Origin of the sequence: Xanthobacter dioxanivorans, from assembly GCF_016807805.1 — a bacterium.
GTDB lineage: Bacteria > Pseudomonadota > Alphaproteobacteria > Rhizobiales > Xanthobacteraceae > Xanthobacter > Xanthobacter dioxanivorans.
This window is the reverse complement of the sequence record NZ_CP063362.1, coordinates 4194782-4211072: the sequence shown is the minus strand read 5'-3', so window position 1 is coordinate 4211072 and position 16291 is coordinate 4194782. Positions and strand designations below refer to the sequence as shown.

Annotated in this window: 8 protein-coding genes; 7 read left to right on the top strand and 1 reads right to left on the bottom strand. The window is 67.9% G+C overall.

All coding sequences use genetic code 11. The features are described 5' to 3' along the window. The first annotated feature begins 1 nt into the window (after position 1). Together EZH22_RS19610 and EZH22_RS19605 are read left to right on the top strand one after the other, a co-directional pair. Positions 2–658, top strand: coding sequence for an ABC transporter ATP-binding protein (locus EZH22_RS19610; protein ID WP_203192149.1), 657 nt, complete (start codon positions 2–4; stop codon positions 656–658). Between the two features lie 2 nt (positions 659–660). Continuing rightward, the gene (locus tag EZH22_RS19605) at positions 661–1470 is read left to right on the top strand and encodes an ABC transporter permease (RefSeq protein WP_203192148.1); all 810 of its coding nucleotides are present in this window, start codon (positions 661–663) and stop codon (positions 1468–1470) included. A 294-nt stretch (positions 1471–1764) separates the two neighbouring features. On the opposite strand, the gene EZH22_RS19600 is transcribed toward EZH22_RS19605, so the two are convergent. Next, positions 1765–2451, bottom strand: a complete 687-nt coding sequence (locus EZH22_RS19600; protein ID WP_203192147.1) for a CatB-related O-acetyltransferase — start codon at positions 2449–2451, stop codon at positions 1765–1767. Here EZH22_RS19600 and EZH22_RS19595 point away from each other — a divergent pair. From EZH22_RS19595 to EZH22_RS19575, 5 genes are all read left to right on the top strand, one after another. Beyond that, the gene (locus tag EZH22_RS19595) at positions 2450–3865 is read left to right on the top strand and encodes a hypothetical protein (RefSeq protein WP_203192146.1); all 1416 of its coding nucleotides are present in this window, start codon (positions 2450–2452) and stop codon (positions 3863–3865) included. The two genes, EZH22_RS19600 and EZH22_RS19595, sit on opposite strands and share 2 nt — an antisense overlap. A gap of 487 nt (positions 3866–4352) precedes the next feature. Next, complete coding sequence (locus tag EZH22_RS19590; RefSeq protein ID WP_203192145.1) at positions 4353–5957, top strand: glycosyltransferase family 2 protein; 1605 nt, start codon at positions 4353–4355, stop codon at positions 5955–5957. Further along, entirely contained in the window at positions 5954–7195 is a 1242-nt protein-coding gene (locus tag EZH22_RS19585) for a glycosyltransferase family 4 protein (RefSeq protein ID WP_203192144.1), read from the top strand. The genes EZH22_RS19590 and EZH22_RS19585 overlap by 4 nt, the downstream gene beginning before the upstream one ends. Before the next feature lie 386 nt (positions 7196–7581). Further along, positions 7582–14964 carry a type I polyketide synthase gene (locus EZH22_RS19580; protein WP_203192143.1) on the top strand — a complete coding sequence of 2461 codons (7383 nt, stop codon included), beginning with the start codon at positions 7582–7584 and terminating at the stop codon, positions 14962–14964. Then, positions 14961–16289 (top strand): aminotransferase class I/II-fold pyridoxal phosphate-dependent enzyme, encoded by a 1329-nt coding sequence (locus EZH22_RS19575; RefSeq protein ID WP_203192142.1) that lies wholly within the window; start codon positions 14961–14963, stop codon positions 16287–16289. Before EZH22_RS19580 ends, EZH22_RS19575 begins: the two co-directional genes overlap by 4 nt. Positions 16290–16291 lie beyond the last annotated feature (2 nt).

Sequence of the window (16291 nt, the reverse complement as noted above, 5' to 3'; positions counted from 1 at the left end):
CATGATCGTCATCGACCGCCTGACCAAGACCTACTGGACCCACTTCCGCCGCAAGGTGGTGCTGAGCAACGTGTCGGTGAACCTCGACCCCAAGCTCAGCTACGGCCTGCTGGGCCAGAACGGCGCCGGGAAGTCCACCTTCCTCAAGCTGATCGCCGGCACCGAGGCGCCCACCTCCGGGCGCATCCACCGCTCGGTGCGCATGTCCTGGCCGCTGGGATTTGCCGGCGGCTTCCATCCGCTGATGACGGGGCGGGAGAACGTGCGCTTCCTCGCCCGCGTCTACGATGCCGACATCGCCGAGGTCACCGACTTCGTCGAGGATTTCAGCGAGCTCGGCCGCGACCTCGACATGCCGGTGAAGACCTATTCCTCCGGCATGACCTCGCGCCTCGCCTTCGCCGTGTCCATGGCCATCGAGTTCGATTTCTACCTGGTGGACGAGATCACCGCGGTGGGCGATTCCCGCTTCCAGCTCAAATGCGCGCGCGCCTTCGCCGAGCGCCGGGCGCGGGCCGGCCTGATCATGGCCTCGCACTCCACCGGCACCATCAAGGACTATTGCGGCGCCGGCATGGTGCTGCAGAAGGGGCGGCTGATGGTGTTCGAGGACATCAACGATGCCATCGAGGTGCATCGCCAGGCCATGGAGGCATGAGCATGACCGCCCCCGACACCTCCAACCCCCGTCCCGCCCTCGACGGCTGGTCCACCGCCTCGGCGATGCATGCGCGGGTGGTGGGGGCGGTGATCATGCGCGACCTCCAGACCCGCTTCGGCACCGGCTATCTGGGGTTTCTGCTAGGGCTGATCATGCCACTGGGGCACCTCACGATCGCGATGGTGATAACAGCGCTCCTTGGCCGCCCGGCGCCGCTAGGTTCAAATACTATTGTATTCCTAATGACCGGAGTTTTACCATTTATTATTTGGCTATATACTCACCGTCAAATAATGACAACAATCGCGCAGAATCGTCCTCTGTTAAACTTTCCAAATGTTGATATATTTGATCTTTTTATGGCACGGATAATTGTCGAAATAGCGAACAGCACATTGGTTGTCACCATTGTTATATCATCAATATTTTTTGTTGAGGATGCAATTTTCATTGATAACTGGCCTAGATTTATTTCAGGCCTGATTTACGCCTGGATGCTCGGTGTTGGTACCGGAATTATATTTGGCTGCTTCTCAAATATCACGCATATAGCATTCATATTGGGAAATATTTTAGGACCGCTTCTCTGGGCAACATCCGGCGTATTCTTTCTTCCGGATGAGTTGCCAGAAAAACTAGGAAATATTATTTTCTTCAATCCTTTAGCGCAGATAATATGCGACGTGCGTGTTGCGTATTATGCGGAATTTACGAGCTCATTCCTGGACATTTATTTTATAAACTATAGCATATTAATTATATTTTTTTCAGGCATGGCGCTGGTACCAATAATGCGCCGGATTTCCTAAATTTAATTATATTTCTAGAAATTCAATTTATATACTAGAGGGCGCTGACGTCATCACGGCTCCCCGCCGGATCGGATGCTCTTCAAGCCTGGGAAAGCCGCGAGCGGTCCGTGATGCCCGGCCTTCCACGAAACATTCGCTCCGAAATCGTGTGCGACTTCCTGAAACAAGACTCCCTGCCTTGACAGCGCGAAAGTGCCGACATCGCCGTTGAGAACCCATCCGGGCAAATTTCTAATCGCGCCACATAGTGCACTCTAATTCATCCGACGTTTAGACGGGCATTTCGACAAATTAGAGCAGATCAGCTACCGTCAACCACCCCGGATTGTACTCGCGCAGCCTGCACTCTTCGATCGCTTTGTCGATCTCGTCCAGCGCCCTAAGGGGATCGCTCAAGTCGAAACGTTGCAGATCAACCAACGAATAGCGCCACCAACTGGAAGCGCAGAGACGCGCGATCGTCGGACCATCGAACCGATAGCGAATGATTCGCGCCGGGTTCCCCGCAACGATCGCATAAGGAGGAACAGACTGGATCACGTTCGACATGCCGCCGATCACCGCTCCATCGCCGATCGTCACCCCACCCCGGATGAAGGCGTTCTGCCCAATCCATACGTCATTCCCGATTTTAATCGGCCGCAAGCTGCCTGCGAAATTGCGTGCAGGACCCTCTTCTCCCGCAAGCGCCCGGTGCCAGCCGAAGAGGTTGGGATTCTCCGCCAAAGACGAAGTGGTCAGCCACTCCATGGCATGCTCGTTTGCACCGATCACAACCCCGGGGGCAATCGAGCAATACCGACCGATGCTGGCGCAGACAATTTCGCCCGGACCATGAAGCATGGTGAACGCACCAACCTCCACGGCCGTATCCCAACGGATCTGCTTGGTGATCCGCGCGGGCGGTTCGAGCCGGAAATTCCGTGCGCCCGCAGCTGGCGGAGGCGGGACGATCGAAACGAGGGACGCCAAAGGCATGGTCACATTTCTGATTGAAAAACCACGGTACGTATATATATACGGGAAACAAATATTTGAGGATAGCAGGGGGCGCAGAGAGGGAATGTCGGAAGCTGCCAGGCTCTGCGTGCTATTTGACGCCGATACGAGGAACAACAGGGACCTCCTAGCGGTTAACTACAATAAAATCTCATCACTTTTCGAAGGATTTGCTGATGTTGTCGCGGTTTTCGAAGGGAAAGGCGCGGACAATCTGCCATTTGAGAGAGTGATTGAGCTTTCTAGCACCGAGATTTTTAACAACACTGCACACCAAAAGGGCGACTCGCTTATCCCCGGCAACGTAGACCTCAAGCTCCTCGCCTCCGTGGAGTGCTTACCCGAGTTCACGCACTTCATAAGAATCGAGTTCGACGTGTGGCCGACGGATAAAGCCGTCGCACACATTCCGGAGCTCTGTCGGCATGCAACTAGCGGCGCATTCGGCGCAAGCTTCATTCGAAGTCAGAGCAACGACAGCACCTGGATGTACTGGCCTACTTTGCAGGAGTCACCTGGGGAGTCTGTCTCTGCGACAGAGAGGATGACCGGGTTCTTGCCCTTGATGTTTTTTTCCCGTGAATTCATCGAGCATTACAGGACCGAGCTGGAAAGGGGCTGGCGAGGGCATTACGAGGCGTTGATGCCGACCTTGGCTCGCCGAGCGGGTGTCCCGCTGGTCGAACTCGGGCAAGAAGGGTTGAAACTGACATCCTACTGCGAGTTCAATACCGTGGCGCGTGAGTACGATACCCCCAGCGACGGCGCCTTCATCCACCCGGTCAAGACTCTGGGAAAACGATCCGTCACCGCGCATACCTACATCGACAAGATTCACGCCACGGCAGCCGAGATCGACGAGATCGCGCGCCGCATGCGGGAATCATCCTGCTATCTCGAATATGGTTCTGGGGGCACCACGCTGCTTGCGTGCGAGCTTGGAGTCCAGAGCATTACCTCGATAGATACAGACCTTGCATTTTGCACGCAGCTGATTGAAAAATACAGTCTACGTAGTTACATCGATACTGGGCGGCTTGCGTTGCGCCATGTTAATATTGGAAAGACTGGTAACTGGGGATATCCCCTCTCCACTCCACCCGAACGTCAAATACATAATTATATTTCATGGCCATCCAAGATTGATGGGATCGACTTAATTCTCATAGATGGCCGCTACAGAGTCGCTGTGGCAGCCGCAGCAGCACTTGCCATTACCAGCAATACCGTCATCATGTTTCATGATTACTTCGACAGACCCCAGTATGGCCTCGTCGAGGAGTTCCTTGCGCCTGTGGGAAGAGTCGAGCGGTTAGCAGTTTTCCGCAAGATTGAAGGAGCTGAAGAGAAGGCCAGGGCTATACTGCGGGACAAGTTTTCGCTGGCAGACTAGCCTATCTCAAAGATATGCGGCGCAATTTGACTCACCATTTACATAGTTTCCAACCCACTATTCCTCGATCGGAAAATCATAACGTTGCATTTAATTCAAGAAGGACAGGTCAGGCAAGCACATGAGGTGGCTTTTTACTCGCCTACGATTAGGCCGCATGGGGAATCGTTTGGAGGGCGCTCAAGCGCCGATTTCGGGCCAAATGCCATCGCCCATTGAGCCGTCGGTTGAGTCGCCAACCTCAGCGAATGCCACGGTGGAGGGACCTGTTTGGTCACCGCTCATAGATCTGGGTGCCGCAGGTCGGGCGCAAGGCGGCGCAGGCCTCGATCGCATTTTCTTCAAGGATGGAATCCTTGTTCTTACAGGATGGACCTGCGGTGCCGCCTCCATTTTCGTCACTGGAGGGCAGGGTCTTGCGACTCCGCAAGTCTGCTGTGATGTGTCGCGCCCCGATGTCGAGGAGCTCTATCCGTTCGAAGTACCCGTGCGGGGATTCCTTCTGTTCTGGCTCGGGCCCCTGTCACCGTCGGCCGCAGTCGTCGCCCGGGTCGAAGGGCAGGAGAAGGTGCTCGCCCTTGCCGACTTTCCCGCCGCGCGGCTTGAGGCGGATCTCGCGCGCATCCTGCGGGAATACGCGCCGGCCCGCGGCGCCCTGTTCGACGCGCTGCGCGATTTCCCCGTTCATTTGAAGCACGTGGCTTGGGCCGCGACACCGTCGCCGCATCCCGGCGGTCCGCGCGGGCATATCGACATCCTCAATGCCGTGCCCGGCGCCGGCGGCCTGTGCGCGGGATGGACCCTGGGGCGGGTCGATTTCTTCCTGGTGGACGATGCCGGCGGATGCCTGCCGCTGGCCGGCCGCGCCCTGCGCTGGAACCGGCCGGACATCTTCCACGGCTTCGAGGCCGACTACGGCGCGGACTGCGCCGACGCCGGCTTCCTCCAGGCGCTGCCGGAAACGCTCCGGGAGAAGGCCGCGGTGCGGCTCGTCGCCCGCTCCGGCACCGAGCTTGTGCTCGTCCACGAGCGCCCGCTGGAGCTCGCGCCCCTCGATGCGGTGGGATTTGCCCGCTGGTCGTTCGCCCTGCCGGTGCCCCCCGAGCGCATGGTGGAGCGCTTCGCCGGCCACGACGGCGCGGTGCTGCGGCGGCTGGTGGCGCGCAGCCGGACCCACACGGCCGCGAACGCCCCCCTCGTCAAGCGCATCGGCCCGCAGGTGGAGGCGCCGGAGGTGTCGCTGCTGGTGCCGCTCTTCGGCCGCTACGACTTCGTCGACCACCAGCTGCTCGAATTCGCCGACGACCCGTTCATCACCCGGCGCTGCGAGGTGATCTACATCGTCGACGACCCCAACATCGCCGCCCCCGTGCTGTCGGCGATGGAGGGCTGGTGGCAGCTCTACGGCGTGCCGCTCACGGTGGTGTGGGGCGGGCGCAACCGCGGCTTTTCCGGCGCCAACAATCTCGGCCTGTCGGTGGCGCGCGGGCGGCAGGTGCTGTTCCTCAATTCCGACGTGGTGCCCACCGCCCCCGGCTGGCTGGAAAAGCTCAGCCGGCGGCTGGACGCCCATCCCGGCCACGGCCTGCTCGGCGCGCGGCTGCTGTTCCCCGGCGGCGGGCTGCAGCACGACGGCATGGCATTCGAGTTCAACCGCACCTACGGCGTGTGGCTGAACCAGCATCCCGGCAAGGGCCTGCCCGCCCCCGTGGCGACGGACGGCGCGGTGGTGGACTGGCCCGCCGCCACCGGCGCCTGCCTCATCGGCCGGCGGGAAGAGATCGGCGCCCTCGGCGGCTTCAGCGAGGACTATCTCATCGGCGACTTCGAGGATTCCGACCTCTGCCTCAAGGTGGAGGCGGCGGGGCGGAAGATCGGCGTTTGCCCGGACATCGCGCTCACCCACCTGGAGCGCCAGTCCTTCGGCCTGCACGGGTCGGGCGAGTTCCGGGTGCGGGTGATGCTGTTCAACGCCTGGCTCCACCAGGAGCGGTGGGGCGAGGCCCTCGCCCGCCATGCCGTCGCCCAGGATATCCGCGCCCAGGATGCCCGGGCCGGCCATGCCGGCGCGCAAGCGGAGGCCGCGTGGTGATCGGAACCATCCTCGTCATCGCCCACGGCCACCGCGAGTTCAGCACCGGCGGCGCCGAAGTCGCCGCCCACCAGCTGTTCGAGGCGCTGCGCCGCATGGGCGTGGCGCGCAAGGTGGCGCTGCTGGCGCGGCACGCGGGTCCGGAGCAGTCCGGGCTCATCTCGGTGCTGCGCGAGGACGAATATCTCTGGCGCACCGGCATGGGCGACTGGTTCAAGTTCCGCAGCGCCGTGCCGGAAGCGGTGCCGGCCGCCTTCCGGCGCTTCCTCGCCGGGCTGAAGCCGGACATCGTCTTCGTGCACCATTATGCGCATATGGGCCTGGAGATGCTGCGCGAGATCCGCCGCACCTGCCCCAACGCGCGCATCGTGCTGACGCTGCATGAATTCCTCGCCATCTGCGCCAATAACGGCCAGATGGTGAAGCCCGGCACGCGGGAGCTGTGCTTCGGCGAGAGCCTGCAGGCCTGCGCCGGCTGCTTCCCGGAGCGCAGCGAGGAGGATTTCTGGCTGCGCAAGCACTTCGTGCGCCGCCATTTCGATGCGGTGGACCGCTTCATCGCCCCCTCGGACTTCCTGCGCCGGCGCTACGTGGCCTGGGGCCTGCCGGAAGGGCGCATCCGCGTCATCGAGAACGGCCAGCCACGCGGCGCGCGCCTGCCGCCGCGGCCCCTGCCGCCGGGCGGGACGCGCAACCGCTTCGCCTTCTTCGGGCAGGTGACGCCGTTCAAGGGCGTCGACGTGCTGCTCGCCGCCCTCGCCCATCTGCCGCGCCGGCTGCGCAAGGAGCTCCACCTGGAGGTGCACGGCGCCAATCTGGAGGCCCAGGCCGAGGACTTCCGCGCCCGCGTCGAGGCGCTGCGTGGTCCGCTCATGGAGGACGGCGTGCTCCACTGGCCGGGGGCGTACCACCGGGACGACCTCGCCCGCCGCATGGCGCGCATCGACTGGGTGGTGGTGCCGTCCGTCTGGTGGGAAAATTCTCCCGTGGTGATCCAGGAGGCCCGCCGCTTCGGCCGGCCGATCCTCTGCTCCAACATCGGCGGCATGGCGGAGCACGTGCGGGACGGCCTGGACGGCCTGCACGTGGGCGTCGGCAACACCGCCGACTGGGGCGAGACCATGCTGTCCGCGGCGGCGGACGCGGACCGGTGGGAGCGCATGCACCAGAACATGCAGCCGCCGGTCGACGTGGAAGAGGCTGCCCGCGACTATCTCGCCTGGGCGGTGGGGGGGTGATTCGGCGGCCGACGCCGCCGATGGCCGGCCCCGCCCGGCGTCGGCGATCCCCCTGACGTGAGCGGCCGCAGATCACGCTCGCGTGATATCTCCCGGAGGTACCTGACTAAATGCTCATGTCTTGGGCATCGGGACCGATCTCCCGCCATGATTGCACCGGATTTTTCCTCGACCAGCCTCCGGTGCTGGGATATAGCTGAAAGACTGGGCGACGAGAGAAAGTTCATGTCAAGGTCAGGGCGCAACACAACTTCCCCGCACTGCGGAGAAGAAATTGAACTTGCACGTAAACTGGAATCTGCTGACGAAGTCAGGATGATGAACGCGTTCATTGTCACAGCGTCTGCTCTGGAACACTGAATTTTTCCGGGGCACGGACAAGAACATTGAACCGATCTTCTCCATATGACATCGCCGTCGTTGGCCATGCGTGTCGGCTGCCCGGCGCTTCTGATGTAACGGAACTGTGGGCGCTGCTCCGCGCCGGGGGCTCGGCGGTGAGCGATGCCCCGGTCGGCCGCTGGCCGGTGGAGCGGGCCCTCCATCCGCGGCGGACAGAGCCGGGCTTCAGCTACACCTTTGCCGGCGGCTATATCGCGGACCCCTTCGCGTTCGATCCGTCCGTCTTCGGCATTTCCCCGCGCGAGGCGCAGCAGATCGACCCGCAGCAGCGCCTGCTGCTGGAGGTGGTCTGGGAGGCGCTGGAGGATGCCGGCCTGCCGCCGTCGCGAACGGCCCGGCAGGACATCGGCGTCTATGTGGGCGCCTCGAACGTGGACTACCAGGCCGGCGCCTCCGGCGACCCGGCGGCGATCGAGAGCCATTTCATGACAGGCAATTCCCTGTCGATCGTCTCGAACCGCATCTCCTACATCTTCGACTGGCGGGGGCCGAGCTTCACGGTGGACTCCGCCTGCTCGTCCTCCTTCGTGGCGCTTGCCCAGGCGGCGGCGGCCCTGGAGGCGGGGATGATCGACACCGCCGTGGTGGCGGGGGTGAACCTGCTGCTGTCGCCGGCCCCGTTCATCGGCTTCTCGCGCGCCTCCATGCTGTCGCCCACCGGCCGCTGCCGCCCCTTCTCCGCCGCCGCCGACGGCTATGTGCGCTCGGAGGGGGCCATCGCCCTGGTCGTGCGCCGCGGCGCGGATGCGCGGGGGGATGGCAGCCGCATCCATGCGCAGGTGGTCGCCGCCGGGGTGAACTCGGACGGCCGGACCTCCGGCATCTCCCTGCCCTCCATCGAGGGGCAGAGCGAGCTGATGGGCGCCACCTACCGCAGCCTCGGCATCGGCGGCGACGCTCTCGCCTTCGTCGAGGCGCATGGAACCGGCACCCCGGTGGGCGACCCCATCGAGGCGCGCGCCATCGGCGGCGCCCTCGCCGTGGGGCGCGCGGCGCCGCTTCCGGTGGGCTCGGTGAAGTCCAATATCGGCCACCTGGAATGCGTGTCGGGCCTGGCCGGATTCCTCAAGGCATCGCTGGCCCTGAAGCACCGCGTGCTGCCGCGCACGCTGCACCTGGAACAGCTCAATCCGAACATTCCCTTCACCGAGCTGAACCTCGATCCGGCGCGGGCGGAGACGATCCTCGACCCGGTCCGCACGCCGTTCGCCGGCATCTGCAACTACGGCTTCGGCGGCACCAATGCCCATGTGGTGCTGCGCGCTCCGGACGACCTGCCGGCCCTGCCGGACACCACGCCGGAACCCGCTTCGGCGCGGTTCCTGGCCCTCTCTGCCCGGTCGCAGGACGCGCTGCGCGCCCTCGCCGGCGCCTATGCCGGGCGCCTGGAGGCCGGCGATGCCGCCCCAGCGGAGATCGCCGGCGCCGCCCGTCACCAGCGGGACCTCCTCGACCAGCGCCTCGCCGTGCCGGTGAGCGAACCGGCGGCGATGGCCTCCGCCCTGCGCCGCTTCGCCCGCGGCGACCTCGCGGAGCCGGGCGTGGCCTCGGGCAAGGCGACGCCGAGGACCGGGAAGGCCGTGTTCGTCTATAGCGGCAATGGCGCCCAGTGGGTCGGCATGGGCCGCGCCGCCTACGCCCGCAACGCCGCCTACCGCGCCTGCTTCGGGGAGGTGGACCGGCTTTACATGCAGGTCGGGGGATGGTCGCTCGTCGCGGCGCTGCACGCGGGCGACCTCGCCGATCGCATCGCCCACACCTCGGTGGCCCAGCCACTCATCTTCGCCATCCAGACCGCGACCACCGCCGCCCTGGCGGAGGAAGGCCTGGCGCCCGATATCGTCCTCGGCCACAGCGTCGGGGACGTGGCGGCGGCGCTGGCAAGTGGCGCGCTCGATCTTGAATCGGCGGTCCATCTCATCCACCACCGCAGCCTCCGACAGGAAAGCGTGGCCGGCCGCGGCCGGATGATCGCCCTGGCGGCAGGGGAGGAGCAGGCCGCCGCCTTCGTCGACGACCTCGGCAGCGCGGACCTCGAGATCGCCGCGGTGAACGGCCCGCGCTCGGTGACCCTCAGCGGTTCCGAGGAGGCCATCGTCCTGGCGGAGAAGGCGGCCCGGCTCCGTCGCCTCGCCACGGTGCAGCTCGGCATCGACTATCCTTTCCATTCCCACCTGCTGGACGGGGCCGAGGCTGGCATCCGCGACGACCTGCGGGCACTCGCCCCCCGCGACACGCGCATCACCTTCGTCTCCACCGTCACCGGCGACGTGTTGCCGGGCACGGCGCTGGGCGCCAGCTACTGGTGGCGCAACATCCGCAACCCGGTGCGCTTCGCCGACGCCCTGGCGCGGGCCGGAGCGCTGGGCGGCACCCATTTCCTGGAGATCGGCCCGCGCCCCATCCTCGTCTCGGCGGCGGGCGAGACCCTGAGGCAGGCCGGCTATGCGGCCGAATGCTTCGGCAGCCTGTCGGAGCGCGACGACGAGGGCGACGGCGATCCCGTGCGCGCCACCGCCGCGCGCGCCTTCGTGCGCGGCATGCGCATGGACGAGGCGCGCGCCTTCGGGCCGGCGCCGGGCGCGCCGCTGCCCCTGCCGCATTATCCCTGGCAGCGCCAGCGCTTCATCCTGTCCGGCACATCCGAGGCCCTCGACCTCTACGGGGCGACGGTCGCTGCCACGCCGACCCATCCCCTGCTCGGCCGGCGGGTCAGCGCCGGCGTGCCGGAGTGGCTCGGCTTCATCGACTCGCAGATCATCCCCTATCTCGCCGACCACAAGGTGGAGGGCGAGGCGGTCGTGCCCGGCGCCGCCCTCGCGGAGATGATGCTGGCGGTGGGCCGGGAGGCGTTCGGCGCCGTGCCGGTGGAATTGTCCGCCTTCGACATCCTGCGCCCGCTCACCCTCGCCGAGGGGAGCATGCGCGAGGTCTCGACCCGCCTCGACGAGGCGACCCACACCTGCGAGATCTGGGCCCGGCGGCGGCTGGGCGGCGGCGAATTCGCGCTCCACGCCACCGGCCATCTCGCCCCCGCCGCCGGCAAGCCGGTGCGCCTGCCACCGCCCGATCCGGGCCGGTTGAGGGCTGTCGCCGCCGAAACCATCTATGCGGCGGCGATCCGGTGCGGCCTGGACTACGGCCCGAGCTTCCGCAAGGTGCTGGGGACGCTGCGGGACGACGACGGCAGCGTGAGCCGCCTCGCCACCGGCGCCCTTCCCCTCGGCATGTTCCAGGACCTGCACGTCATCGATCCCACCTCCCTCGATGCGGCGCTCCACCCCCTGTTCCTCGATGCCCGGCTGCGCGACGGCGAGGTCCGCACGCACCTGCCCGTGCGCATCGGCGCCCTGCGCCTGTGGCAGGCGCGAACCCCCGTCACCGAAAGCATCCTGCGCCGGCGGCGGGAGAACCGCTTCACCTCCTCGGTGGACATCACCCTCATCGCCGCCGACGGCTCGGTGGTGGCGGAAGTGGAGGGGCTGGTGCTGCGCGAGGTGGTCCTCGCCCGACGCAACGACGCGGAACGGCTGTTCCGCATGGAGCTGGAGCCCGTCCGCATCGCGCTGGCCGCGCCCGCCTCCGGTCCCGCGGCGCCGCCCGCGCCGCCCCTCGCCACCGACGCCCTCCTGCTGCTGCGCGCCTTCGTGCGCTCGCAGGCCTACGAGACTGCCCGGCGGCTCGCCGTGGGCGACGACGTCTCCCCCGCCACCCTCGTCGCGCACGGCCGCCTTTCGCCGGAGGCGCAGGACCGCTTCACCCCCCTGCTGGACCATCTCGCCACCTACGGCCTCGCCGTCGCGGCGGGACCGGGCTGGCGCCTGCTGCCGGCTGAGCTGCCCGCATCCACCATCCTCCTGCGCACCCTGGTGGCGCGTTTCCCGGAAGCGAACGCGGAGATCCGGCTCGCCGCCCATTTCCAGGCGAGCCTGCCGGACGCGCTGGAGAAGGGCGTCCCGTGGCGCCTGCCCGCGGCGCTGGCGGAGCAGTTCGAGGAGGACGGCCTCGCCTTCCGCGCCGGCCTCGACGCCATCCGGCGCACGGTGACGGCGCGGATCGCCGCCTGCGCGCCCGCGCGGCCGCATGTGGTCGTCGCACGCCCCTGGACGGCGGGCCTCATGCGCACCCTCCTGCCCTTCATGCAGGCGGATGCGATCCGCGTCACCCTGGCCGGGGCGGACGGGGCGGCCTTCGATCGGATCGCCTCGCGCTCCGGCATGGGGGCCCTCGGCTTCCTTGACACGACGCAGGACGACACACACCCGACACCGGCCGACGTCGTGGTCGGTGTCGCCTCCGGCGGCCTGTTCGGCGGCGACCCCTCCGAGGGCGCGCGCCTCGCCGCCCTCGCCGCCGGCGCGCACCTGGCGGTGGTGCACCCGGCGCCCGATCCGGCCCTTGACCTCCTGCTCGGCGCCTCCGCCGCACCGCATCTCGTGCCGTCGCGGGCGGAGCTGGAAGCGCTCCTCCAGCGCATCGGCGGCCTCGTCAACGAGGCGGAATTGCTGGCGGACGGCGCGTCCGCGCTGCTCACCGGCACCCTGCCCGCAACCGCCTCCGCGCCTGCGCCGGCACCGGTCGCCGTCTTGTGGAGCGGTGCCGCGCGCGCCTTCGCGCAGCTCATCCGGGAGGCCGAGCCCGGCACCACCCTCCTCGGCAGCGGCGATGCCCTGCCTGCCCGGCCCACCGGCGGCGCCCTGGTGGTGCCCGTCGCCTTCGAGCCCGATCCCCCCGCCCGCACAGGGCTCGCGTCCGCCCTCATGGACCTGAAGGCGGTGTTCGCGAAGGCGAGTGCCGCCGGCGACGCCTTCCGGCTGTGGATCGTCACCGCGCGCGGCCGCACGGCCGAAGGCGCCGCGCTCGATCCGCGGGCGACCGCCGTCTGCGCCTTTGCCCGCGTGGCGATGAACGAGCACCCCGGCCTCGATATCCGCCTTATCGACGTGGATGCCTTCGATGCCGAGGCGGCCCGCCGCGTGCTCGGCCTCGTCCGCCTCGACAGCCCGGAGACAGAGCGCGTCTCCACCCGGCAGGGCGAGCGCGCCGCGCGGGTGCTGCGCGGCGCCGGCGCATTGCGCGCCGAGATCTCGGACACGCTCAGGGTTCGCCTCGACGTGCCCCAGCAGGGCGCGCTCGGCTCCATGGAATGGTGCGTGGCCGACCGGATCGCGCCGTCCGACGGCGAGATCGAGATCGAGGTCGCCGCCACCGGCCTCAATTTCCGCGACGTGATGCTGGCGCTGGGCGCCCTCGACGACGACATCCTCGGCCCGGGCCTCACCGGCGCCTCCCTCGGCTTCGAATGCGCCGGCACGGTGGTGCGGGTCGGCCGCGATGCCGGGGACCACAAGGTGGGCGATACGGTGATGGGCTTTGCCCCCGATGCCTTTTCCTCCCACGTCACCGTGCCGGCCTGGTTCGCCTTCCCCATTCCGGACGGGGTGCCGCCCGAGGCGGCCGCCGCGGTTCCGGTGGCCTTCGCCACCGCCTGGTATGCCCTTGTCGAATGCGCCCGGCTCGCCCCCGGCGAGACGGTGCTGGTGCACGGGGCGGCCGGCGGGGTCGGCCTCGCCGCGGTCGAGATCGCCCATAGCCGCGGCGCCCGCGTGATCGCGACCGCCGGCACGCCGGAAAAGGCGGCGCTGCTGCGGGCTCTCGGCGTCGAGGCCGTGTTCAACTCCCGCGACCTGGCCTTCGCCCGCGAGATCGCCCAGGCCTATGGCGCGGTGGACGTGGTGCTGAATTCACTGGCCGGTCCGGCGATGGCGGCAAGCCTGCGACTGGTGAAGCCGTTCGGCCGCTTCGTCGAGCTCGGCAAGCGCGACTTCCTCGCCAACACCGCCGTGGGCCTGCGCCCGTTCGCGCGGAACCTGAGCTATTTCGGCATCGACCTCGACCAGCTTCTCGCCCACGATCCCGGCCGGGCGAAGGCGATGATGCGCGACATTGGCGCGGCCTTCGCGGACGGGACGCTGAAGCCCATTTCCTACCGCGTCGTGGCCGGGGAGGCGGTGGAAGACGCCTTTCGCCAAATGCAGGCGGCCCGGCACGTGGGCAAGCTCGTGGTCCGCCCGCCGCGGGAGGGCCGCGTCCGGCCGGCGCCTGCTCCCGCTTTGGCCCTGCGCGAAGGGGTGCATCTGGTGGTGGGCGGCACGCGCGGCTTCGGGTTCGAGACCGCCCTCTTCCTCGCGGCGCGGACGATGGGGGTGGTGGTGGTGGCCTCCCGCGCCGGGGCCTGCGCGCCCGAGATCGAGGCGCGCATCGATGCGGCGCGCCGCGCCGGCGCCCGCATCGTGATCGAGCGGCTCGACGCGCGGGACGCGGATGCGGTTGCCGCCCTCGTCGCGCGGCTGGTGGCCGAGCACGGCCCGCTCCGGGGCATCTACCACACTGCCATGGTGCTGGAGGACGGCATCATCCAGAATCTCACGCCGGAGAGCCTCGCCAGCGTCCTCGCCCCCAAGGTGGACGGCGTGGTCGCGCTCGATCGGGTCACGCAGGCCCATCCGGTGGACCAGTTCGTGGTCTATTCCTCGGCCTCCGCCATGATCGGCAGCCCCGGCCAGGGCGCCTATGTGGCGGCCAACGCCTTCCTGGAAGGGGTGGTGCGCAATCGCCGCGCCCGGGGCGAGAGCGGCCTCGCGGTCGCGTGGGGCGCCATCTCCGATGCCGGCGTCCTCGCCCAGGACGAGGCGCTGGGGCTGCGCCTCCAGCGGGCGACCGGCGTGGCAGGCATCCCGGCGCGGGACGCCCTGGCCTTCCTCCAGCGACTGATGGCCCAGGGCGGCGAAGCCGAGCCGGTGAACGTCTACGCGCAGGTGAACCAGACCGCCATCGCCAGCCAGCTTTCGGTGCTGAAGACGCCCAGCTTCCCCCGCCTCTTCGCCGGCACGGCCCACGGGACCACGGGCGAGAGCGGCAACCTTCAGGAACAGCTGGAAGGCCGGACGGACGCCGAAGCCCTCGGCCTGCTCTGCGAGGTGCTGGCGCGCGAGACCGCCGCCATCCTGCGCCTGCCGGCGGACGCGGTGGATGCCGGCGCCGTGCTGTCCGACCTTGGCATGGATTCGCTCATGGCGCTGGAGCTGCGGCTGACGCTGGAGAAGAAGTTCGGCCTGGAACTGCCGCTGCTCGGCATCGGCGGCGGGCGCACGCTGGCGGACCTCGCCGGCCTCGCCCTCGCCGGCCTCAGGGGCGCGCCGGCCGCGCAGGCGCCCGCCGCAACGGACGGCGCCGATCCACTCGCCATTCCGGCACCCGATGCCGCGCTGATCGCCCAGCACGGCATCCGCCTCGATGCCGATGGCGCCGGCACGCTGCTCGGCGCCATCGAGGAGAAGCGCACGACGGCGGGAGGCCTCCCGTGACCGCGCGGGGCGGCCTGTCGGACGCGGAACTGGCCCGGCTGATGAACGAGATGCGCGAGGGGCCCCGGCCCACGGCGCCCGCCGCTCTTCCCGCCAGCCCGGCCCACGACGCGCTCCTCTCCTTCTCCACCCTGCCCCGGTTCGCGGAACTGCGGACCCAGAGCGCCGCCGCCGAGGTGCTGGGCATCGAGAACCCCTACCACCGCCTGCACGAGGCACGGGCCGGCGCCGTCTCGCGCATGGCCGGGCGGGAGATCGTCAACTTCGCCTCCTACGACTATCTCGGCCTCAACGGCGACCCGCGCATCACCCGGGCGGTGGTCGAGGCGGCGGAGGCGTGGGGCACCAGCGTCTCGGCGAGCCGCCTGTCGGCAGGTGAGCGGCCGGCGCATCGCGCGCTGGAGGAGGCCCTGGCCGGCGTCTACGCGGCGGAGGATGCGCTCGCCTTCGTCAGCGGGCACGCCACGCCGCTGGCCGTGCTGCCGACCCTGATGGGTCCCAAGGACCTCATCGTCACCGACGCCCTCATGCACAATTCGGTGGTGCTCGGCGCCCAGTATTCCGGCGCCACGCGCCGCTCATTCCCGCACAACGACCTCGACGCGCTGGAAGCGATGCTCGCCCGCGACCGCGACCATTTCGCCCGCGTGCTGCTCATCAGCGAGGGCCTCTTTTCCATGGACGGGGACGGGCCGGACCTGAAGCGCCTGGTGGCGCTCAAGCAACGCTTCGGCTGCTGGCTGATGATCGACGACGCCCACGGGCTCGGCGTGCTCGGGCGCACCGGGCGCGGTCTTGCGGAACATCAAAGCGTGGACCCGCGCGGCGTGGACATCTGGTTCGGCACCCTGTCGAAGACCCTGGTCAGCTGCGGCGGCTACATCGCCGGACCTTCGGCGCTGATCGCCTACCTGAAGGCCTTCGCACCCGGCATGGTCTACAGCGTGGGGCTGCCGGTGCCGGTGGCGGAAGCGGCGCGCACCGCCCTCGCCATCTTGCTGGAGGAGCCGGGCCGCGTCGCCCACCTCCAGGCGAACAGCATCGCCTTCCGGGATGGCGCGGCGGCCGCCGGCTTCGACGTGGGAACGTCCTGGGGCACCGGCATCGTGCCGGTGATGGTGGGTGAGACCATCAAGACCGTGCTGCTGGCGCAGAAGCTGCTGGAGCGCGGTATCAATGCCTTCCCGGTGCTGCCGCCGGGGGTTCCCGACCGCTCGGCGCGGCTGCGCTTCTTCATCTCCGCGGCCCACCGGCCGGAGCATCTCGACGCGGCCCTCTACGCCCTTCGGGAAGAGGGCGCGCGGCTCGGTATCGTTGGGTTCTGACC

Coding starts and splice junctions, on each gene's coding strand:
- EZH22_RS19610 (WP_203192149.1), top strand. CDS start 2: ATGATCGTCATCGACCGCCTGACCAAGACCTACTGGACCCACTTCCGC.
- EZH22_RS19605 (WP_203192148.1), top strand. CDS start 661: ATGACCGCCCCCGACACCTCCAACCCCCGTCCCGCCCTCGACGGCTGG.
- EZH22_RS19595 (WP_203192146.1), top strand. CDS start 2,450: ATGGTCACATTTCTGATTGAAAAACCACGGTACGTATATATATACGGG.
- EZH22_RS19600 (WP_203192147.1), bottom strand. CDS start 2,451: ATGCCTTTGGCGTCCCTCGTTTCGATCGTCCCGCCTCCGCCAGCTGCG.